This is a genomic window from Dietzia sp. DQ11-38-2 (genome assembly GCF_014145055.1).
GTDB lineage: Bacteria > Actinomycetota > Actinomycetes > Mycobacteriales > Mycobacteriaceae > Dietzia.
Window position 1 is genome coordinate 1 of sequence record NZ_JAALDW010000029.1, and the last position, 19,881, is coordinate 19,881.

A 19,881-nucleotide genomic window follows, 5' to 3' on the forward strand; every position below is an offset into this window, starting at 1 on the left:
CGCACCACGTCCACCGCGCGGCGGTGGGCGACCCGGACCAGCCACGCCTCCACGTTGGTCTCCTCCGGCAGGTCCGGCCAGGCCCGCAGCGCGGACAGGAACGTCTCGGACCAGGCGTCGTCGGCGTCGGGGCCGGACCCCAGGACCGCGCGGCACACGCGCAGGACGGTCGGCCCGTGCCGGACCACCGCACCGTCGAAGGCTGCCCTCATGTGTCAGATCCTCCCCTCGTCCCATCCGCCTCGTTCACACGACCCGGCCAGCCACCTCGCCGACCGGCTCCAGCGAGTAGTCGCCCGCCGCCGCGGAAACGTGAGGTCCGTCCGGTGGGAGTCGAGACCGAGGGCCTTCACGCGACGACGACGCCCGCGGCCGGTGCTATCGTCGGACCACCGTCGCCGCTGGTGAGTGGCGGTCCACGGAGGTGAATCGCGGTCATGGACCTTCCCCGCATTTTCACCATCCGCGAGAGCAGCCACCGCATCCACAACCCACTGACCGAGGACAAACTCGCCGCGCTGGGCAAAGCCCTCCGACTCACCCCTGGGACGCGAGCACTGGACCTGGCCAGCGGCTCGGGCGAGATGTTGAGCACCTGGGCGCGTGATCACGGGATCACGGGAACCGGCGTGGACATCAGCACGGTCTTCACCGAGGCAGCCCGAGCCCGCGCCGCCGAACTCGGCGTCGCCGACCGTGTCGAGTTCATCCACGGTGACGCCGCCGGCCACGTCGCCGACGAGCCGGTCGATTTGGCCGCATGTGTCGGTGCCACCTGGATCGGGAACGGTGTCGCCGGGACGACCGAGTTGCTCGAACGGAGCCTCCGCCCGGGAGGCGTGATGTTGATCGGCGAGCCGTACTGGCGGCGCACCCCACCGGACGAGGAGACGGCCGTCGCCTGCCACGCCACCGGCATCGCCGACTTCCTGGCGCTCCCGGACCTGATAGGGCGGTTTCAGGGTCTCGGTTACGACATCGTGGAGATGATGCTCGCCGACCAGGACAGCTGGGACCGGTACACAGCAGCCCAATGGCTCAACCTGCGCCACTGGCTCGACCGGAACCCCGACGACGACCTCGCCACCGAGGTGCGTGAGGAACTCGCCACCACTCCCGCCCGCTACGCGCGCTACACGCGTGAGTACCTCGGGTGGGGCGTCTTCGCCCTCATGAAGCGCTAGCCGGACACCCGACCCCACTGCGGCCACCACCGGCGTCGCGGCCCTCGAGCCCCACCACCACCACGCGGGTCCGGTGCTCGGTATTGTCGAGTGCTGGACACTCCGGGCGGGACGCCGCATCGGACTGGCGTGTGGAGGACAGGGAATGGCATCGATCTTCATCTCGGGCGGAGCGGCTGGGATCGGCCTGGCAACGGCGGAGCGATTCGGCCGCGAGGGCTGGACTGTCGGGGTGTACGACGTCGACAAGGACGCCCTGGCCGCGGTGCAGTCGAAGCACCCCGACTGGATCACCGGGGAGCTCGATGTCCGTGACATGCAGCAGTGGGAGAGGGCGCTGGAGGAGTTCACCTCGCACACCGGTGGGACCCTCGACGTCCTGGACAACAACGCGGGCGTTCTCGTCGCCGGCGACCTGACGGAGATCTCGGCTGAGGCGGTCAAGGCCCAGATCGACATCGATGTGCTGGGCGTGACGCTCGGCGCCAAAGCCGCGTTCCCCTACCTCAAGGCCACCCCGGGGTCGCACCTGGTCAACATCGCGTCCGCGTCGGCGATCTACGGTCAGCCCGGGATCGCCACGTACAGCGCCGCCAAGTTCTACGTCGCCGGCCTGACCGAGGCGTTGGAGCTCGAGTGGGCACCGCACGGCGTCCGGGTGGTGGGGATCTGGCCGCTGTGGGCCAAGACCGCTCTCGCGGACCCCAAGGCCAAGACCACCCGGACCCTCGGCATCAAGATCACCCCCGAGCAGGTGGCGGAGAAGGTGTGGCAGTCCGTCCATCCCACCACCCTCGACCGCCGACTTCATCGCACCTCCTACAGCGTCGGCGAGCAGACGACGGTGCTCGCCAACATCTCCAAGTTCTCGCCCAACTTCGCGACGCGCCTGGTCAACAAGTTCCTGGCCCAGTAGGCCGCACACGTAGGACACACGGTCGCGCCGGTAACCGCCGGCGTCGCGATGAGGCCGGCGACGGCTCGAGCCCGCACCGGGTCGGCGCCGACACGCTGATCTCGATTCCTCACGTGCAGGGGCGTCCTCACGACCGAACCGGGTAGTCCGTGTATCCGGTTGCGCCGCCCTCGTAGAACGTCGTCTGGTCCGGGGCGGTCTCCGCCATGTCGGCTCGCCAGCGGCGGGGCAGGTCGGGGTTGGCGATCGCGGGACGTCCGACGGCAACGGCATCCACCTGCCCCTCGCTGACGAGTTCGGCCGCAGTGTCCCGGTCCGTGACCGTGGAGAACCCGGTGTTGAGGATCATCGGCGCGTTCGACATGCCCCGGATGTCCCGGACGAGGGCGCTGCCCGCGTCGGGGTGGATCATGCTCACGTACGCGAGGTGACGTGTGCCGAGGGTGTCGAAGAGAGCCGTGTAGGTGGCGCGGGTGTCCTCGTCATCGAGTTCGAGGGCCCCCTGGATGTTGGCGCCGGGCGACACGCGGATACCGACGCGGTCACCGCCGATCGCGTCGGCGACGGCCTCGGCGACATCGATGACGAACCGTGCCCGGCGGAGCGGCGTTCCTCCGTACTCGTCGGTGCGGTGATTCGCAGACGGGGCGAGGAACTGCTGGAGGAGGTATCCGTTGGCGGCGTGGAGCTCGATGCCGTCGAACCCGGCGCCTCGGGCTCGCACGGCCGCCTCGACATGCGCATCGATGAGCTGCGATATGTCCCGGGCGGTGGCTGCGGTCGCGATCGCGGGGTGGTGGCCGTGGTGGTCCTCGTAGGGGATCGCGGACGGGGCGAGCGCGTAGTGGATACCTGTGATGTCCGGGCTGGTGACGCGACCGGCGTGCATGAGCTGGGCGAAGATCGGCGTCCCACGCTCGTGGACCGCCTCGGTGACGGCGGCCCAACCGCGTTCGTGCGCGTCGTCGACCAGACCGGGCTGATTCGCGTAGGCGCGGCCCTCCCGGCTGGGGTAGATGCCTTCGGTGACCACGAGACCGAATCCCGACCGTTGCGCGTAGTACTCGGACATGAGCGGCGTCGGTGTGCCGTCCTCCGCGGCGCGTCGGCGCGTCATCGGGGCCAGTACGAGACGGTTGTCGAGGCTGACGGCTCCGAGGTGGAGCGGCTGCCACAGTCGAGAGGGGGTCGACAACGTCATGTCATGCCGCCTTCCGTCGCAGGGCGACGATGGTGTCGGTGACCTCGGCGCGTTGTCCGCCTGGCCCGGTGGCAATGCGCGCACGAGTATCGAGGAGTTCGGGTTCCCATGCGGGGCCCAGCTCGAGGGCGTCCGCGACCTGCTGGGGCGTCGGGTGCGCGTGTCCGGCGGGGTCCCAGGACCATGGGGCGCTGGAACCGTGGTCGACGATGACCAGTGCCCCGCCCGGGGTGACGGTGTCGGCCGCTCGTCGCCAGATGTCGTCGCGTCGGGGGGCGTAGAAGAAGCTTCCGAAGACCAGGTCGAAAGGCCCGCCGGGTAGCGGCTGGGAGGTGGCGTCGCAGTGGACCGTGACTATCCGGCTCGAGAGGTCCTGTTGTGCGGCGTTCGCGGCGATTCTGTCGAGCGCTGTCCGCGCGACGTCGAGTGCCGTCACTGTCCACCCTGCGCGCGCAAGCCACAGCGCATCCCCGCCATGGCCGGCACCGAGTTCGAGAGCGGTGCCTGCGTCGGCGAAGAGCTGGCTTATCGTGTCGACCATCGCCTGGTTGGGGGAGGTCCCCCACGCCGGGTCGGTATCGACGTAGTGCTGCTCCCAGAATTCCGCGTCATAGGTCGTCATGTGTTCTGGCCATCCTCTTGTGTTCCTGCGACTTGTGTTCCGGCGACGATGTCGTCGTGTATCGGGTTCGGCGCGAAGGCACTGCGACCGCGCATCTGATGTCGTTGTTGCATTGGGGAGCTCGCTAGAGCGTCAACTTCTGCCTCCTGGGGATGACGGTGATCGCGACGATCGCCGAGATGGCGTACAAGACGGTGGCGACGAGGAAGGCAAGCCGCAACGCGTTGGGGGAGATTCCTCGGGAAGCAGCGTCGGCTGACGCACCGATGACGTAGACGCCGTTGAGGAGCGCGACGCCCACGGCGCCACCGATCTGCTGGGTGACGCTGAACATGGCGCTGGCGACCCCCACATCGTCGGCGTCGACGCCCGCGACGACGCTGCTGTTGAGCGGGGTGAACACCAAGCCGATGCCGACGCCCATCACCGTGGTCGCAGCCAGGATCCCGACCAGCGGGTCCGGCAGAGCGATGACCACTGCGAGGCCTGCCATTGCGATGGTTGCAGTGATGATTCCGCCGACCAGCACGGTCTTGGACGACACCTGCGACAAGAGCGTGGGTACGAGCAGAGAAGCCAGTACGAGCGCGACGCTGAACGGCACGATGACCAACCCGGTGAGGAGGGGACTGTAATCGAGGCGGCCCTGGAGGTAATACGGCAGCAGCAGGAACATGCCAAACATGCCGGCGGCCATGAAGCTCGCCATCAGATACGCCCCGCCGCGGGTCCGGTCGGCCACCACCCGCCCCGGCAGAAGCGGATCGCTCGTACGCCGCTGCCGCCGGACGAACGCTCTGAGCAGGAGACCCGCACCCGCGAGGTAGATGTACGGAGTCGTAGACGCCCAGCCTCCCGGTTCCGATGCCACACTGAACGCCGCCACCAGAGCGGCGGAACCGAGTGTTGCGAGCACGGCGCCGGGGACATCGAGATGCCCGCCCGAGTGGGGGCGTGATCGGATGATCGTCGGCAGGCCGAGGGCGAGCGCGATCAGTGCGATGGGAACGTTGATGAACAGCGACCAGCGCCACCCGAGAGTCTCGGTCAAGGCGCCGCCCAGCAGCAGCCCGATCGCGCCGCCGCTTCCCTGGGTCGCGGCAAACACCGCGAAGGCGCGGGCCCGTGCGCGCGGTTCGGTGAAGGTGACTGCCACCAGGGATAGCGCCGCCGGCGCCAGCGCGGCGGCGAAGATGCCCTGCAGCGCGCGGGCCGCGATCAACATCTCTTGGCCCGTTGCCAGACCCCCGATAAGCGACGCCACAGCGAACCCGCTCAGTGACACCATCAGTACCCGCTTGCGCCCCGCATAGTCGGCGATGCGACCGCCGAGGAGCAGCAGGCCACCGAAGGGCACCGCGTAGGCGGTCACGGCCCATCCGCGTGCAGCATCGCTGAAACCCAACTCCTGCTGCATCTGGGGCAGCGCGATGTTGATCACGGAGGCGTCCAACACGACCATCAACGCGGCGGTGGCGATCGCCGCGAGCGCAATCCACCGCGCAACCGACGGTCGCGTTGTCTCAGTCACCACAGACGAACTCATCTCTCGAAGGCCCTTCGTCCTTGATCGGAAGCGGGGTCATAAGAATGCGTGCCGTCGACACAGACAGCAACTACACTTGCTAAACATGCAAACGTCACCCAATGGCTCCGACCAACCCGACGGGCGCGTCGCCACCATGTTGGAGGCCGTCGGACCGCGGCTCCGCGATCTGCGACAGCGGCGCGAGATGAAGCTGTCCGACGTCGCCTCGGCTACCGGGATATCGGTCAGCACGCTCTCGCGACTCGAATCCGGCCACCGGCGCCCCACCCTGGATCTGCTGATACCCCTCGCACAGGTCTATCGAGTCGCACTCGACGACGTCGTCGGCGCGCCGCCCACTGGGGATCCGCGTATCCACCCGAAGCCCATCCGCAAACACGGACGCGTCTACCTCCCGCTGACCCGATCCGGCGCCCCCGTGCAGGCCTTCAAGATCATCCTCCCGCCCCGCCGGCACGCAGAACCCGCAAAGCAGGCGACCCACGGCGGTTACGAATGGCTCTACGTCCTCAGCGGCTCTGTCGACCTCGCCCTGGGGACGCAGGTCACAACTCTGGTCGAGGGCGACGCCGCCGAGTTCGACACCCGGCAGCCGCACTGCATCACCGGCAGCAGCGATACCGCATCAGAAGTCCTGACCCTCTTCAGCCCACAGGGCGAGCAGATCCACATCCGAGACTGATGTCAGATCTAATCAGCCCGTCCTGATCCTGCCGGTCGCCCGGAGTCGATATCGGGTGTCGGCGTGATCGCCGCTCGAAGTACTAGCCCGATCACACTGTCGACCCTGTCGTGGAGGACGGTTCCAGGCTCCCGCACCCACCTGAAGACGGCCCCCTGAAGAACGTCGCTCAGAGCTCTGGCGGCCACCGCAACGTCCACCCCCTGGTCGATGCGTCCGGCCCGTTGCCCCTCCTCCAGTAGCGGAGTGACGTCGGCCAGCAATTGAGACTCGTACAGAGTCGGTCCGAGCGCCGCAGTCCAGCCGAGCATCATCTGACGGCTGAGTTCGGGTTCGGACTCCACCGCTTCGCTGATAGCGCGGAAGTACGCGTGAATACGCTCCGCGACGTCCCCGCACCGCGCGTCCTCGGTCTGCTCGATTGCACGATCGGCCATCTGCCGAACCCACAGCATGGGGATGTCCCCCTTGTTGGGGAAGTAGTTGAACGCAGTGCGGCGAGACGTGCCGGCCGCAGCGGCGATCGCGGCCATCGTCGTGGATTCGTATCCCTGCTCGACGAACAGGTGCGCAGCGGCGTCGAAGAGAGCTTGTCGCGTTCGCGCGGCGCGCGGGTTCATCAGGCGTGATGGCGGCGTGAGAGCCATGGAGCCCACCTCTTCTCGTGTCCGTCGTTCCTGTACCCCTTGCATCTTAGATGCACTCGGGTGCACACTATGACTCAGGCCACAGTTGCACCCGAGTGCAACCTCTCTCGAACAGGAGCATTATGAACAATCCAGCATCCATCGCCGACTCACCGGATCACGACCTCGACCCGTACTCGCCGCTCGCACAACGTGACCCGTACGGCTTCTACGACCGACTCCGCCAGCACGATCCGGTCGTCTATGTACCCGGCCGCGACGTCTGGATGGTTTCCGGGTACGCACAGGCCGTCCAGGTCTTGCGCAATCACGCCGAGTTCGTGTCCGGCGACGGAGTCACCTTCAACGTTCCGTCCGCCAGGACCGAGCGCTATCCGTTGATCGAGAACGACCCCCCGCTGCATGACCAGATTCGCCGGTCATTGCAGCCGTCGTTCAGCAAGCGCGCCATCGACGCCTTCAAGCCCGGTGTCGAGAAGGCCGCGGCGGAAATCACCCAGGACGCGATCACCCGCGGCGAGTTCGACGCAGTGCAGGTGCTGGCCCAGGCCATGCCCGATCAGGCCATGACGCTGCTGACCGGAATCACCCCGCCAAGTGCTCAGGCTCTGGCGGACTGGAGTGACGCGACCAGCCGAGGAGAGGAACCCGCTGGAACCGAGGAGCACTCAGCCCTGGTGATGGAGGCGGTGACGTGGCTCGCGTCGGAAGGACTTCCCAACATGCCTGCGCACTGCCTCGGTCGACTGATCGTCGACTCGGGAGGCAACGACGGCCGTCTTGAGCACGAGGGGCCGCAGCGACTCATGACTCTGGCCTCCCTGTGGTTGGCCGGGATCGATTCGACCGGCGCGTTACTGGGCAACTCGATCGACGCATTCGTCGACAACCCCGACCAGTGGGAGCTGCTGAGGAGTCGGCCCGATCTGATCCCCAACGCCGTCGAAGAGCTGCTGCGCTTCGGCGCCCCGTTCAAAGCGTTCTTCCGCCGGACCCGGAGCGCTGTCGAGCTCGATGGAGTCGAGATCCCTGCGGGAGCCCGCGTCGCTGTGCTGCTCGCCGCCGCGAGCCGGGACCCACTCCAGTTCCCCGACCCCCACCGGCTGGATGTCACGCGGGAGAACGCCAAGTCGCATCTCGCGTTCGGCAGCGGCCTGCACACGTGCCTCGGCTCCCCCTTCGCCCGGCTCGAAGTGGTGGCGCTGTTGACCGAGCTCACGCGACGGGTGGCTCGATTCGAGCGCGCCGGCGATGCACATCGCAGTCCCAGTCAGACCGTTCAGAAGTTCGACACGCTGCCGGTTCGTGTCGTCCCCGCAGAGGGAGAAGCGGAATGACATACACCAAAGGGCCTCACGACCTCGGGAACCATTGTCACTCCTGGCTTCTGCCCGAGGGTCGATGGGGAGAAAGCAACACCGGTCTCGTGCGCGGATCAGGGGAGTCGTTATTGATCGACACCCTCTACGATCTCCCGCACACCGCCGAGATGCTGGCCGCCTACGCGCCGCTGCTGCGCGGGCAACCGATCCGGACGCTCGTCAACACCCACTCCGATGGTGATCACTGGTTCGGCAACCAGCTCGTAGCGGGGCCAGATGTGGAGATCGTCGCCACCCAGGCAGCCGCAGAGCTGATGACCGAGGCGTCCGTTGACGAACTGGTCTCCATGTCCGGACGCGAGGACCGGGTCGGTGAGTTCATCAGAGAGGTCGGTGGTCACTTCGATCACGCCGGCATCGTGGCGACCCCGCCGACCCGAACGTTCACCGGAGAGCTGTCTCTCGATGTGGGTGGACGCGAGGTGAGGCTCATCCAGGTCGGTCCCGCCCACACCCCGGGTGATCTCGTGGTCCACGTGGCCGATGCGGGGGTGGTTTTCACCGGCGACATCCTGTTCATCGGGGGCGCGCCGCTCGTGTGGGCCGGGCCCATCAGTCGGTGCATTGCCGCCTGCGATCTGATTCTCGACCTCGAACTCGTCGCCATCGTCCCCGGCCACGGGCCTCTGACCGACAAGAACGGGGTGTCGAGGGTGCGCGACTACCTCGAATTCGTCTCGGCGGAGGCGGTAAAGCGTTTCGAACAGGGACTGTCCGTTGAAGACGCTGTCGCTTCCATTGACATGAGCCGGTTCGCCGACCTGTCGGAACAGGGACGAATCGCGGCGAATGTGCTCAACGTCTACGAACAACTCGATCCGAGGCGCCCCCGCGAGAACAGGCTTCAACAGTTCGGGCGCATCGCGGACTTCGAGCTGCATGCCGCTGCGGCCGCGTCGGAGGCGAGCGACTGATGAAGATCGCACGCATGGAGCTCGACGGCGGCACCCGCGCGGCAGTCGTCGACGACGATCGCGTTCAACCCCTCGCGGCAGACATCACGGTGTCGCGTCTCTTGGAAGCCTCCCCACCGGGACGACTCGAGTTGGTCGATCACCACCCCGACGGCCCGACGCTCCCACTGTCGGATGTTCACTTGTTGGCACCTGTCGAACCCCCCACCCTGCGGGATTTCCTGACCTTCGAAGAACACCTCGAAGGCAGTCTGACCGTCCTCGGCGCCACGGAACCCCTCCCGGTCTGGTACGAGATGCCGCTGTTCTACTTCTCCAACACCAACGCGGTCATCGGACCTGACGCGGAAGTAGCAGTACCACCCGGCTGCGAACTCCTGGACTTCGAACTCGAGCTGGCCGTGGTGATCGGCAGAGCAGGCAGAGACCTCACACCGGACCAGGCTCACGAACACATCGCCGGCTTCACGTTGTTCAACGACTGGTCAGCCCGCGACCTGATGAAGCCGGTGACCCCGTTCGGCATGGGCCCGGTCAAGGGCAAGGACTTCGCCAATTCGATCGGCCCGTGGATCGTCACCCCCGACGAACTCGAACCGTTTCGCCGGGACGGCCGCCTGGCTCTCGACCTCCACGTGGAACTCAACGGAGTCCCGCTTCCTGCGGGCGGCGATAACTCGGCGAACATGGCGTGGTCTTTCGAGGAGATGATCGCGTTTGCTTCTCGCGGCGCGGAACTCCGGCCAGGGGATGTGCTGGGGTCCGGAACATGCGGTGCCGGATGTCTTCTCGAGTACTGGGCTCATCTGAGCACCGAGGCGGCCCCCCCGCTCCGACCCGGCGACGTGGTGACGCTGGTCGCCGAGGGTATCGGTGCGCTGAGCAACACGGTCGTCGCGGGAGCCGAAGCACAACAATTGCCACGAGCGCGAGTAGGTCAGCCACGCCGCCAACGGTCCTGGACCCCCATCAGGAGCAACTGATGGAAGAACCAGCACTCCTCTCGTTCGCTCGCCTGGCCTCCACATATGGCGGCCCCCGGCCCGGGGCGCCCTACGCCGAGCTGTGGGAATGGTCCGTCCGGGACTCCGATGCCTTCTGGAGGTCGGTCACCACGTTCTGCGGAATGAACTGGGAGACCGCACCTCGAGCAGTCACTGACGGCTCCGTGATGCCACGAACACAGTGGTTTCCTGGTGGCCGCATCAACTATGTGTCCCAGGTCTTCGCTCGACCTCGCACCGGTGCTGCCGTGATCGGCCACGACGAAACCGGTATCACCCGCACGCTGTCCTGGACCGAACTCGAAGAGCAGGTGAAAGCTCTTGCGGCAACGTTGGCGCGAACCGGCGTGTCGACCGGCGACCGCGTGGTCGGCTACCTGCCGGACCGTCCCGAAGCCGTCGTCGCGTTCCTCGCTACCGCGAGTCTCGGCGCGGTGTGGGCGGGTTGCGGTACCGACCTGGCAGGTGACGCAGCCCTAGCCCGGTTCGAGCAGCTGGAACCCACCTGCCTGATCGCCGCCGCCGGCTACCACCACCGGGGCCGTCGGATCGACCGCACCCACGATGTCGAGACGCTCCGTGCAGGGCTACCGACCGTGAGTGCGACGATACTGGTAGGGGACGGTCACACCCCGAGCCCCAGCACCATCACGTGGGAGTCGGCGGTCACCCCCCAGCCCCAAGAAGCCGTTGCCCCACTCGCGGTTCCGTCCGATCACCCGCTGTGGGTCTTGTTCAGCTCGGGAACGACCGGGCCTCCGAAAGGCATCGTTCACAGCCATTCAGGGGTCGTCGCGGAACACCTCAAAACCCTCCGACTGTTCTTCGACATGCGAGAGGGAGACCAGTTCTTCTGGTACACCACGTTGAACTGGATGATGTGGAACCTCCGCCTCGGCGGGCTCCTCTGTGGAGCCACCATCCACTGCTTCGACGGAGCACCCACGGCCCGCGCGCTGTGGGAGGTCGCGGAGCGCGGCCAGATCACCCACCTGGGCCTCAGCCCCGGCTATCTGAGCGCCTCCCGCGACGGCGGCCTGCGCCCCGCGGCCGACTTCGACCTCGGGCCGCTACGAATGCTGGGATGCACCGGAGCCGTACTCACCGCCACGGTCCATCAGTGGATCACCGACGAGTTGGGCCCCACTGTGGCGGTCAGCTCGACCACCGGCGGAACCGACGTGGTCAGTGGATTCGCCGGCGGCGTCCCCACGGTCGAAAGCCGACCTGGGGAGATCACCGCGAGATGGCTCGGCGTCGACATGCACGCATGGTCGGCGGAGCAGGAATCCTTGAGTGACCAGGTCGGTGAGCTCGTCATCACCAGTCCCCTGCCGTCGATGCCCATCCGGTTCTGGAACGATCCCGACGGCAGTCGGTACCACAGCGCATACTTCGATCACTTCCCCGGCGTCTGGCGCCACGGCGACTGGGTCACCGTCACCTCCCGCGGTTCGATCGTCGTCCACGGTCGCTCCGACGCGACCCTGAACCGGCACGGCATCCGCATGGGCACCGCCGACATCTGCCAGGCGGCCGAGGACCTTCCCGAAGTGCTCGAGGCGCTCGTCGTCGGCGTGGAGGAACCGAACGGTGGTTACTGGATGCCGATGTTCGTGACTCTGGCGCCCGGCGTCGACCTCGATGCGGAACTCGGAGCGAAGATCCAGGCTGCGATTCGCGACTCGGTATCCCCGCGTCACGTACCAGACGAGGTGATCCACGCCCCCGGCATCCCGCACACGATGACCGGCAAGAAACTCGAAGTGCCGGTGAAGAACATCCTGCGCGGCCTGCCCGTCTCAGCGGCACAGAGCAGCGCGATCGATCAGCCCGCGCTCATGGGCTTCTACCAGCGGGCCGGCGAGCGCCGCCGCTCGACGACGAAGTGAGGTAACTCCATGCCTACACCCGACACCTTCGACGTGGTCGTGCTCGAGAAAGACACGGTCGCCGCCGACATCGTCCGACTCACCCTGGCGCGTCCGGACAATGGTGACCTTCCGCGCTGGGAACCAGGAGCACACATCGATCTGCACGTGGGCCGGTCCGGGAAGCTGATCCGGCAGTACTCACTGTGTTCCTCGCCCACGGACCGCAGCCACTACCAGGTCGCAGTCCTTCGAGAACCGACGAGCCGCGGTGGATCCTCCTACATCGTTGATGAACTCCGCGCCGGTGACACCGTTCCTGTCAGCCTCCCGCGCAATCACTTCGACCTAGCACCATCCCAGCGGTATCTGTTCATCGCAGGGGGCATCGGCATCACGCCGATACTCCCCATGATCGAGGCCGCACACGACGCAGGGGCCGAGTGGACTCTGCTCTATGGCGGGCGCACCCGCACGTCCATGGCCTTCGCAGAGGAGCTCAACAACACGTGGGGACCGCGAGTCCTCCTGCGCCCTCAGGACGAATACGGGCTCCTGGACCTCCAGGCACTGCTTTCCACACCCACGGACGACACCGCCGTCTACTGTTGCGGACCGAGTCCGTTGCTCGACGCCATCGACACTGCGTGTCAGACCTGGCCAACCGGTGCACTCCACATGGAGAGGTTCGCCCCCGTATCAGACACACCGTCGGGTGAGGGAGACACCGAATTCGAGGTCGAGTTCGCTCAGTCCGAGGTCACACTCACGATCCCGGCAGACCGCTCCATCGTGGACGTGGCGGACGAAGCCGGTGTGCCCATCGTGTACTCATGCGAGGAGGGCACATGCGGAGTCTGCGAGACTTCGGTACTGCGCGGCGAACCTGACCATCGCGACTCCGTACTGACAGAGCAGGAGCGTCGATCTGGCGCGAAGATGATGATCTGCGTCTCTCGCGCGAAATCTGCGCGACTGGTGCTTGACGCATAGGCCCCGACGAGCAGGTCGGGGCTCGAACTTCGTGCGATCACGACGGTTGCGTCGTCCACGATTCGCTGGGCACAGGCGTGCATGACGGCCCGTGGGTACGGTCCGTCATGCGTCGCGCGTCTTCAGCGTGACGTGGGCTGCGAGGGCGGTCACGAAGGTGAACGCGGCCATGACGGCGAGCCCGGACAATGGCGTCAGCGGGCCGGTCGAGGTGGCCGCGTAGGAGCTCTGTCCGGCCGTGGTGGGCCAGTAGGTGCCCGCGATGTCGCCGAGGACGCCGGGCATGCCGGGCGCGAGGGCGGGCACGAGGAGGGCGACGGTGACGATGATCGCCAGCGCACCGGTGGAGCTGCGGGTGAGGGTGCCGAATGCGAGGCCCAGGACGGCGGTCAGGACGAGATAGGCCACGGCGCACAAGACCGCGCGGATGGTGTCGGGGGCGGTGAGGCTCGCGGTGGGCAGCCCGGCGGCCGCGAGTGCTGCCTGACCCGCCCCGACGCTGCACGCCACGGTGACCACGGCGGTGGCGAGCGCGACCAGGGTGGCGATGGCGACCTTGGCCATCAGGAAGACTCCGCGTCGCGGGGAGATGGCGAGGCTGGTGATGATCTGACCCGTGGCGTACTCGCTGGTGATGGCCTGCGCACCCAGGGTCGCGATGAGGATCTGGCCGACGAGGATTCCCTTGAGGCTGTTGCCCGTGGGGTCGAAGTCGGCCGGGAGCTCAGCCTGCCAATCGACCATGAGCCCGCTGATGCCGAGAAGGCTCACCATGACGGTGACGATGACGGTCGCGATGGCGGTGATCCAGGTGCTGCGGACGCTGCGGGTCTTGATCCACTCGGCGGCGAGGAGGTTCATCATCGGGCACCTTTGTGCTCGGTGGCGGTCATGGTCAGGAAGGCGTCTTCGAGGGAGTCGCGGACAGCGGTGAGCTCAGAGAGCTCTATCCCCGACACGGCGGCGACGTGGCCGACACGGTCGGTGGCCGCGCCGGCGACGTCGAGCGCGTCGGCGCAACCCGGATCGGTGACTGCAGGGAGCCCCTCGCGAGAAAGAGCATCACCCAGCCCGTCCCGGTCCGGTGTGCGCGCACGGACGTACTCGCTCGTGTGATCGGCGATGAACGCGGTCAAGGGTTGGTCGGCGAGGAGCTTTCCGTGGTGGATCACGACGAGGTGGTCGGCGGTCAGTTCCATCTCGCCCATGAGGTGGCTGGAGAACAACACCGTGCGCCCCTCTGCCGCGAGATCGCGCATGAGGGACCGAGCCCACCGGATTCCCTCGGGATCGAGACCGTTGAGTGGTTCGTCGAAAATGAGGATGCCGGGGTCGCCGATCAGCGCCGTAGCGATCCCGAGGCGCTGTTTCATCCCTAGCGAGAAGTCGCCCGCGGGGCGGTGCCCGTCGTCTGCCAGACCGACGACGTTCAGAACCTCGGCGACCCGACGTCGTGGAACGCCGCCGGCGCGTGCGACCGCCGCGAGGTGGTCGGCGGCCGAGCGACGCGGGTGGACGGTATCGGCCGAGAGCATCGCGCCGACCGCCTGCATGGGGTGCGGTAGGTCCGCCAGCCGGCGTCCGTCGATCGTCGCCGCACCACTGGTCGGCCTGTCCAGGCCGAGGAACATCCGCAGGGTCGTGGACTTGCCGGCCCCGTTCGGCCCGAGGAAGCCCGTGACGACACCGGGGACGACCTGGAACGAGAGGTGATCCACGGCGGTGATGTCACCGTATCGCTTGACCAGCGCGTGGGCCTCGAGAGAAGCCGAAGTGGATGTGCACATGCCGCTACACTACACCGTTCCGTGTAGGACTACACTCGCCAGTGTAGGCTTGCCACGACGGACGCTCAGGAGGCCACAGCAATGAGTGCAGCGACGCAGAAGCCTGTGCGACAGGGACAAGCGCACAAGCGCGCCGCGATCCTGGTCGCCGCACGCGACCTGTTCGTGGAGTTCGGAGTGGAGCGCACCAGCATGGATGCCATCGCCGAGCGGGCGGAGGTGTCCAAGCGCACCGTCTACGACTACTACGGCGACAAGCGGCGACTGCTGCTCGGCGTCATCGAGGACGCAGGCGAGACCGCGCTGGTCACGCTGCGAGGGCTGATCGATGCGCATCTGCCCGACACGCTCGCCGACGGAGAGGTCGACGACCTCGCCCACGCCGTGACCGGCTTCGCGACCGACCTCGGCCGCTCGCAACTCGTATCGTCCCCCTACGCCGCCGCGGTCAAGCTCATCTCCGAGAACGAGCCACTCCTGCCCGAGCTCGAGGATCACCCCCTGGGCGACGCACATACCCAGGCGCTCGCCGAACGCTTTGCGCACTTCGCCGGAATCGGCCTACTCGACGTGGATGACCCCGAGCTGGCCGCCGACCACTTCCACGCCCTCACCACACTGCGGGTCCTCAACGAACCGCTGCGCCGACGTGCCGACGCCGAGCACGTGCAGCGGATCATGACCGACGGCGCGCACGCGTTCATGCGTGCCTACACAGCCCGAAGAGACAATCGCTGGTGACCGCGCCCCGACCCGACCCGGGCCGCGATGCCCTCACGCGGATGCACCGGGCTTCGGCCCTGAAGGAGCGCATCTACGTCGCCTTCACGACTCTCGCCGTCATCATCGCCCTCCGTGCCCACGACCACCATCCGACCGCGGGCGTCGCACTCGGCACGCTCGCCATCACGGTCACGGCGACCATCTGCGCGGTCTACGTCGCGGGCCTCCTCAGTCGCATGGTGATCCACGGGCAACTCCCCGCTTCCGACGAACACAGACGGATGCTCGTCGACACTCTCGGCGCGGGCACCGTCGCCGTCCCTCCCGTGATCTGCCTCATCCCCGCCCACGTCGGCCTCTACGACACCGCGACCGGTCTCCTCGCCGCGATGCTGGTCACCACCGGCACTCTCGCGGCGGTCGGAATCCTCGCCGTCCGGAGGCTCACCGTTCCCCGCGGCCAACGACTCGCCATACTCGCGACACAGAGCCTGCTCGCTCTCGCGGTGATCGCGCTCGAATTGCTGTCGCATCGGTAGAATCCACGCGGCACGGGCGCAGGACGCCGGAGACGCAACGCCCAGACTGCGTTGCACGGGACGACGAGAACGGAGAGCGAGCCGGTGACGACGTACCGCATCCGGCCCGCCAGGGAGATCGACCTGATCGTCCTGCAGGACATCGAACGCTCGGCCGGAGCACCCTTTGCGGACATCGGGATGACCTCGGTGGCCGAGGACGACCCGCCGTCGATCGATTCACTACGAGAGTTTGTGCAGAACGGGCGGGCGTGGGTCAGCACCGATGGATCCGACCGGCCGGTGGCGTACTTGTTGGCCGATGTGGTCGACGGCAACGCTCACCTGGGCCAGGTCTCGGTGCACAGCGACCACATGCACCGCGGGATCGGCGCGGCCCTGCTGGAGTACATGATCGGATGGGCGCGGGAGCACCGGCTCCCCGCGGTCACGTTGACCACCTACACCCACGTCCCGTGGAATGGGCCCTACTACGAGCGTCATGGGTTCCGGTACCTCGCAGAGCACGAGGAGAGCCCCGGCCTCAGAGAGATCCGGGCTGCGGAGATCGCCCACGGCCTCGACCAGTGGCCGCGCGCCTGCATGCGCAGGGAACTCCCTCCCGCATCGCCCTGTCTCAGTCGGGCGCGAAACCCATCGTCGTCATACCGCTGAGGCCGCCACGACGGGTGTCGAGCCTCGTCACCTGGACGAACACCGGCACATCCGACCGGATGACCATGCCGTACGGTTCACCCAGGAAGACGGCCTGGGGGTCGATCAGATCGTTGACGCGCACGTGCCGCACCCGCTGGGCCGCGACCTGCACCGGGTAGGGCCCGACAGGGTCGCCGTCGGAGTGATAGACCGTCATCTCCAGGCTGGCGTCGGTCTCGCACACGTTGAGGATGCAGAGCTCGTCCCGGCTGGTGTACTCGGGTTCCGGGCCCGTGCTGGTCGACGGGATGTTCCCGCCGGGGAACACCCACAGGGTCCGGCCGGTCTCCTGGTTCATGCCACATCTCCTTCGAACAGCGACCGCAGGTAGTCGTTCATGAAGACGCCGTCCGGATCGAGGCGCCGCCTGACATCGTGGAACGTCTCCCATTCCGGGTACAGACCGCGTAGCTGGTCCGCACGCATGGTGTGCTTCTTGCCCCAGTGCGGTCGGCCACCGAAGCCCTGCAGGATCGGTTCGATGTCGTTGAAGTACTCCTCGTAGGGCAGCTCGTTGTTCTGCAGAAGCGCGATGGTCATGGTGGGGCGCTGGTAGCAGTTGCTGATCAGCGCGTCGTCGGGCGCGATGGTCCGGACCAGGACGCGCCAGCCCACCTTCTGGCGGTGCCGCTCCTTGATCCGCTCCCGCAGGACCTTGAAGCATTCCAGGCCCTCGTCGAACGGCAGCATGTACTCCATCTCGTCGAACCTCAGGTCACGTGAGTTCGGGATGATGTCGTAGCTCACGCCGGTGGCGTCCTCGTGGACGTGGTCACCCGGGGGGGTCAGGTCCGGCTCCTGCCCGGGGAGGTTCATCGTTCTGACCTGGGCCTCGTCACTGCGGGGATACCAGTAGAAGTCGAAGTGCCGATTGGACGTCGTGAGTTCGGCGAAGTTGTCCTGCACCCAGTCGATGTGGGTGCACCAGTTGAGGCGGTGCAGCTCGTAGGCGGGCAGCAGGCGCAACGTCAATGACGTCATGACCCCGAGTGAGCCGAGGGAGACCTGCGCCGCGCGGAGCAGGTCCGCATCGTGGTCCGGCCCGGCGTCCTCGCCGAAGGGCACCACCTCTCCGTCCGCCGTGACCAGCCGGCCACCGACCACGGTCTGGGAGAGGTTGCCCAGTTCCCGCCCGGTCCCGTGGGTCCCCGTACCGATGGCCCCGGCGAGGGCCTGGTAGTCCACGTCGCCGAGGTTCTCCATCGCCAGGTCGTGCTCCGCGAGGAGTTCACCCGCCCGGGCGATGCCCGTCCCAGGGAGCAACGAGGCGCGACCGGCGTCGGTGTCGTGTGAGACCAGCCCGGACATCTCGTCCAGCGTGAGCAGGACGTCCGAGGTCCGCATCAGCGGGACGGAGGAGTGCCCCGAGCCGACCGGCCGGACGGTCCCGCCCTCCTCAGCGGTTCGCCGGACCACCTCCTGCACCGCGGCCTCGTCCGACGGCCGCGCGGTGTCCGACGGGGTGAAGCGCAGACTCCCGGACCAGTTGACGAATTCCTTGGTCATCGGTGTTCCTCCTTGTCTCGGTCTTGCCTCGATGCCACCGCACGGCGCGGTGGCGTGGTCTACAGCGCGAAGCTGAGTGCGAAGACGGTCAGGAAGGCTGTGCCCCCCATGATCGTCTGCATGGCGGTCCAGGTGAGCAGCGTTTGTTTCTCGGTCAGCCCGAGGAAACGGTTGACCAGCCAGAACCCGGAATCGTTGACGTGCGACAGAACCGTCGCCCCCGCACCGATGGCGACGACGACCGCGGCCAGCATGGGTGCCGAGAGATCCTGTCCCCCCAGGGTCTGGGCGACGATCGCGGCGGCGGTGACGGTGGCGACGGTCGATGACCCCAGTGCGACCCGCAGTACCACGGCGGACAGGAACGCCAGGAGCAGGACCGGGAACCCCAGGCCCTGGAACACCTCCTCGATCGCATCCCCGACGCCACTCTGCTCGAGGACCTCGCCGAACACCCCGCCGGCGCCGGTGACGAGCAGGATGAGCCCCACCGGGGTGAACGCGGCCGAGGCCACCGACTGCAGATCGCCGCGGTCCAAGCCGTGGCGCATGCCGAGGACGTAGAAGGCCAACAGGACCGCGATGATCAGCGCGACGATCGGATCGCCGACCAGGGCCATCACCTGGGCGATCGGACTCTCCGGGTCCACCAGTGCTTCGGTGGCGGTGTTGCCGAGGATCAGCAGCAGCGGCACGGCCAGGATCGTCAGGATGAGACCGAAGCCGGGGGCGTTCTCGACTCGGTCCTCGGAGCTCTGCTCCTCGTCGTCGTCGCCGTCTGCGCCGTCACCACCCCCTGCCTGGTCCCGGGCTTCCTCCTCCATGCCCTCGGGGACGCCGACGTCGATCCGGGCGCCGATGAAGCGCCCGTAGACGACCCCGCTCAGGATGACGGCGGGAACCGCCGCGACTATGCCGAGGAGGATCACCCAGCCCAGGTCGGCGCCCACGATCCCGGCCGCGGCCACGGGGCCCGGCGTGGGCGGGATGAGGGAGTGGCCGGCGCTCAACCCGGCCAGGAGCGGGAGCGCGAAGATGATGAGCGACTTCTTGAGTCGTGTGGCGAGCGTGTAGACGAGCGGGATCAACAGGACCAGCGCGACGTCGAAGAAGACCGGGATCGCCACGATGAGCCCGGTCAAACCCAGTGACCACGGAACCCGGCGCTCGCCGAAGGCCGTGACCAGCGTGTCGGCGATGCGGTCAGCGGCGCCGGTGACCCTGAGGACCTGCCCGAACATCGCCCCGAGGCCGACGATGATCGCGACGAACCCGAGAACGCCGCCCATCCCGTCCTCGACCACCTCGACGATCTCCGCGGGAGGGATGCCGACGACGAGAGCGGTGACGATACTGACGATCAGCAGCGAGACGAACGCGTGGAGCTTCAGGCCCATGATCAGCAGGAACAGCGTCCCCACGGCGCCCAGTACGGTGAGAAGCAGTGCCGCGGTCGACATGGGCGTCTCCGGGGATCGGGAACGGGTCACCCGCATGGTGACATCCAACCGATGCCGACGCATCCGGCCGCGGCCGCCCGTCAACGGTGCCCGGCCCCCCGGGCGCGGCTGCGGTGACCGTGGGGTTCCCCTGGTCCTGGGGGGACTGGCGGCGTGGGCGTGGAGGCGCGGCCGGGTCTGACACGCTAGCCGATCTGACACTCAG

21 protein-coding genes are annotated in these 19,881 nt (G+C 67.4%); 11 read left to right on the forward strand and 10 right to left on the reverse strand.

Going from position 1 to position 19,881, the window contains the following annotated elements:
• On the reverse strand, window positions 1–212 hold a 212-nt coding region (locus G6026_RS01170), incomplete at its 3' end, for a sigma-70 family RNA polymerase sigma factor (RefSeq protein ID WP_182611997.1).
• Between the two features lie 225 nt (window positions 213–437).
• On the opposite strand from G6026_RS01170, the gene G6026_RS01175 reads away from it, so the two are divergent.
• Entirely contained in the window at window positions 438–1,184 is a 747-nt protein-coding gene (locus G6026_RS01175; protein WP_182611998.1) for a methyltransferase domain-containing protein, read from the forward strand.
• A 145-nt stretch (window positions 1,185–1,329) separates the two neighbouring features.
• The gene (locus tag G6026_RS01180; protein WP_182611999.1) at window positions 1,330–2,100 is read left to right on the forward strand and encodes an SDR family oxidoreductase; all 771 of its coding nucleotides are present in this window, start codon (window positions 1,330–1,332) and stop codon (window positions 2,098–2,100) included.
• 127 nt (window positions 2,101–2,227) lie between these two features.
• Here G6026_RS01180 and G6026_RS01185 read toward each other — a convergent pair whose 3' ends face one another.
• The 3 genes from G6026_RS01185 to G6026_RS01195 all read right to left on the reverse strand — a co-directional run bounded on the left by G6026_RS01185 (window position 2,228) and on the right by G6026_RS01195 (window position 5,469).
• Window positions 2,228–3,301, reverse strand: a complete 1,074-nt coding sequence (locus tag G6026_RS01185; protein ID WP_182612000.1) for an alkene reductase — start codon at window positions 3,299–3,301, stop codon at window positions 2,228–2,230.
• A 1-nt stretch (window position 3,302) separates the two neighbouring features.
• Window positions 3,303–3,923 (reverse strand): class I SAM-dependent methyltransferase, encoded by a 621-nt coding sequence (locus G6026_RS01190; protein ID WP_182612001.1) that lies wholly within the window; start codon window positions 3,921–3,923, stop codon window positions 3,303–3,305.
• A 124-nt stretch (window positions 3,924–4,047) separates the two neighbouring features.
• A complete protein-coding gene (locus G6026_RS01195) occupies window positions 4,048–5,469 on the reverse strand; it encodes an MFS transporter (RefSeq protein ID WP_277815587.1) in 1,422 nt (473 codons plus the stop codon).
• Window positions 5,470–5,554: 85 nt separating this feature from the next.
• Here G6026_RS01195 and G6026_RS01200 point away from each other — a divergent pair, with 85 nt between their 5' ends.
• Window positions 5,555–6,154: an XRE family transcriptional regulator gene (locus tag G6026_RS01200; RefSeq protein WP_182612003.1), complete on the forward strand. Its 600-nt coding sequence runs from the start codon at window positions 5,555–5,557 to the stop codon at window positions 6,152–6,154.
• An 8-nt stretch (window positions 6,155–6,162) separates the two neighbouring features.
• Here G6026_RS01200 and G6026_RS01205 read toward each other — a convergent pair whose 3' ends face one another.
• Window positions 6,163–6,801: a TetR/AcrR family transcriptional regulator gene (locus tag G6026_RS01205; protein ID WP_206681812.1), complete on the reverse strand. Its 639-nt coding sequence runs from the start codon at window positions 6,799–6,801 to the stop codon at window positions 6,163–6,165.
• 122 nt (window positions 6,802–6,923) lie between these two features.
• On the opposite strand from G6026_RS01205, the gene G6026_RS01210 reads away from it, so the two are divergent.
• Genes G6026_RS01210 through G6026_RS01230 form a run of 5 tightly spaced genes read left to right on the forward strand, consistent with a single transcriptional unit; the run spans window position 6,924 to window position 12,965 of the window.
• Window positions 6,924–8,138: a cytochrome P450 gene (locus tag G6026_RS01210; protein ID WP_182612004.1), complete on the forward strand. Its 1,215-nt coding sequence runs from the start codon at window positions 6,924–6,926 to the stop codon at window positions 8,136–8,138.
• Window positions 8,135–9,097 (forward strand): MBL fold metallo-hydrolase, encoded by a 963-nt coding sequence (locus G6026_RS01215; RefSeq protein WP_182612005.1) that lies wholly within the window; start codon window positions 8,135–8,137, stop codon window positions 9,095–9,097. Before G6026_RS01210 ends, G6026_RS01215 begins: the two co-directional genes overlap by 4 nt.
• Entirely contained in the window at window positions 9,097–10,080 is a 984-nt protein-coding gene (locus G6026_RS01220; protein WP_182612006.1) for a fumarylacetoacetate hydrolase family protein, read from the forward strand. The genes G6026_RS01215 and G6026_RS01220 overlap by 1 nt, the downstream gene beginning before the upstream one ends.
• Window positions 10,080–11,993 carry an acetoacetate--CoA ligase gene (locus tag G6026_RS01225; protein WP_182612007.1) on the forward strand — a complete coding sequence of 638 codons (1,914 nt, stop codon included), beginning with the start codon at window positions 10,080–10,082 and terminating at the stop codon, window positions 11,991–11,993. Before G6026_RS01220 ends, G6026_RS01225 begins: the two co-directional genes overlap by 1 nt.
• Before the next feature lie 9 nt (window positions 11,994–12,002).
• Complete coding sequence (locus tag G6026_RS01230) at window positions 12,003–12,965, forward strand: PDR/VanB family oxidoreductase (protein ID WP_182612008.1); 963 nt, start codon at window positions 12,003–12,005, stop codon at window positions 12,963–12,965.
• Window positions 12,966–13,070: 105 nt separating this feature from the next.
• Here the strand turns inward: G6026_RS01230 and G6026_RS01235 are convergent, their stop codons facing one another.
• Complete coding sequence (locus tag G6026_RS01235; RefSeq protein WP_182612009.1) at window positions 13,071–13,829, reverse strand: ABC transporter permease; 759 nt, start codon at window positions 13,827–13,829, stop codon at window positions 13,071–13,073.
• Window positions 13,826–14,752, reverse strand: a complete 927-nt coding sequence (locus G6026_RS01240) for an ATP-binding cassette domain-containing protein (protein WP_182612010.1) — start codon at window positions 14,750–14,752, stop codon at window positions 13,826–13,828. Before G6026_RS01240 ends, G6026_RS01235 begins: the two co-directional genes overlap by 4 nt.
• A gap of 81 nt (window positions 14,753–14,833) precedes the next feature.
• Here G6026_RS01240 and G6026_RS01245 point away from each other — a divergent pair, with 81 nt between their 5' ends.
• From G6026_RS01245 to G6026_RS01255, 3 genes are all read left to right on the forward strand, one after another.
• Window positions 14,834–15,493 (forward strand): TetR/AcrR family transcriptional regulator, encoded by a 660-nt coding sequence (locus G6026_RS01245; protein WP_182612011.1) that lies wholly within the window; start codon window positions 14,834–14,836, stop codon window positions 15,491–15,493.
• Window positions 15,494–15,534: 41 nt separating this feature from the next.
• A complete protein-coding gene (locus tag G6026_RS01250) occupies window positions 15,535–16,014 on the forward strand; it encodes a hypothetical protein (RefSeq protein WP_182612012.1) in 480 nt (159 codons plus the stop codon).
• Between the two features lie 84 nt (window positions 16,015–16,098).
• The gene (locus G6026_RS01255) at window positions 16,099–16,668 is read left to right on the forward strand and encodes a GNAT family N-acetyltransferase (RefSeq protein WP_182612013.1); all 570 of its coding nucleotides are present in this window, start codon (window positions 16,099–16,101) and stop codon (window positions 16,666–16,668) included.
• Here the strand turns inward: G6026_RS01255 and G6026_RS01260 are convergent.
• Genes G6026_RS01260 through G6026_RS01270 form a run of 3 tightly spaced genes read right to left on the reverse strand, consistent with a single transcriptional unit; the run spans window position 16,631 to window position 19,676 of the window.
• The gene (locus G6026_RS01260; protein ID WP_107755293.1) at window positions 16,631–17,008 is read right to left on the reverse strand and encodes a sensory rhodopsin transducer; all 378 of its coding nucleotides are present in this window, start codon (window positions 17,006–17,008) and stop codon (window positions 16,631–16,633) included. The genes G6026_RS01255 and G6026_RS01260 overlap by 38 nt on opposite strands.
• Entirely contained in the window at window positions 17,005–18,216 is a 1,212-nt protein-coding gene (locus tag G6026_RS01265; protein ID WP_182612014.1) for a D-arabinono-1,4-lactone oxidase, read from the reverse strand. Before G6026_RS01265 ends, G6026_RS01260 begins: the two co-directional genes overlap by 4 nt.
• A 59-nt stretch (window positions 18,217–18,275) precedes the next feature.
• Window positions 18,276–19,676, reverse strand: a complete 1,401-nt coding sequence (locus G6026_RS01270; RefSeq protein WP_182612015.1) for a gluconate:H+ symporter — start codon at window positions 19,674–19,676, stop codon at window positions 18,276–18,278.
• Window positions 19,677–19,881: the final 205 nt, after the last annotated feature.

Coding starts and splice junctions, on each gene's coding strand:
- G6026_RS01260 (WP_107755293.1), bottom strand. CDS start 17,008: ATGAACCAGGAGACCGGCCGGACCCTGTGGGTGTTCCCCGGCGGGAAC.
- G6026_RS01180 (WP_182611999.1), top strand. CDS start 1,330: ATGGCATCGATCTTCATCTCGGGCGGAGCGGCTGGGATCGGCCTGGCA.
- G6026_RS01210 (WP_182612004.1), top strand. CDS start 6,924: ATGAACAATCCAGCATCCATCGCCGACTCACCGGATCACGACCTCGAC.
- G6026_RS01175 (WP_182611998.1), top strand. CDS start 438: ATGGACCTTCCCCGCATTTTCACCATCCGCGAGAGCAGCCACCGCATC.
- G6026_RS01215 (WP_182612005.1), top strand. CDS start 8,135: ATGACATACACCAAAGGGCCTCACGACCTCGGGAACCATTGTCACTCC.
- G6026_RS01195 (WP_277815587.1), bottom strand. CDS start 5,469: ATGAGTTCGTCTGTGGTGACTGAGACAACGCGACCGTCGGTTGCGCGG.
- G6026_RS01235 (WP_182612009.1), bottom strand. CDS start 13,829: ATGATGAACCTCCTCGCCGCCGAGTGGATCAAGACCCGCAGCGTCCGC.
- G6026_RS01245 (WP_182612011.1), top strand. CDS start 14,834: ATGAGTGCAGCGACGCAGAAGCCTGTGCGACAGGGACAAGCGCACAAG.
- G6026_RS01265 (WP_182612014.1), bottom strand. CDS start 18,216: ATGACCAAGGAATTCGTCAACTGGTCCGGGAGTCTGCGCTTCACCCCG.
- G6026_RS01240 (WP_182612010.1), bottom strand. CDS start 14,752: ATGTGCACATCCACTTCGGCTTCTCTCGAGGCCCACGCGCTGGTCAAG.
- G6026_RS01190 (WP_182612001.1), bottom strand. CDS start 3,923: ATGACGACCTATGACGCGGAATTCTGGGAGCAGCACTACGTCGATACC.
- G6026_RS01220 (WP_182612006.1), top strand. CDS start 9,097: ATGAAGATCGCACGCATGGAGCTCGACGGCGGCACCCGCGCGGCAGTC.
- G6026_RS01200 (WP_182612003.1), top strand. CDS start 5,555: ATGCAAACGTCACCCAATGGCTCCGACCAACCCGACGGGCGCGTCGCC.
- G6026_RS01185 (WP_182612000.1), bottom strand. CDS start 3,301: ATGACGTTGTCGACCCCCTCTCGACTGTGGCAGCCGCTCCACCTCGGA.
- G6026_RS01230 (WP_182612008.1), top strand. CDS start 12,003: ATGCCTACACCCGACACCTTCGACGTGGTCGTGCTCGAGAAAGACACG.
- G6026_RS01270 (WP_182612015.1), bottom strand. CDS start 19,676: ATGTCGACCGCGGCACTGCTTCTCACCGTACTGGGCGCCGTGGGGACG.
- G6026_RS01225 (WP_182612007.1), top strand. CDS start 10,080: ATGGAAGAACCAGCACTCCTCTCGTTCGCTCGCCTGGCCTCCACATAT.
- G6026_RS01205 (WP_206681812.1), bottom strand. CDS start 6,801: ATGGCTCTCACGCCGCCATCACGCCTGATGAACCCGCGCGCCGCGCGA.
- G6026_RS01250 (WP_182612012.1), top strand. CDS start 15,535: ATGCACCGGGCTTCGGCCCTGAAGGAGCGCATCTACGTCGCCTTCACG.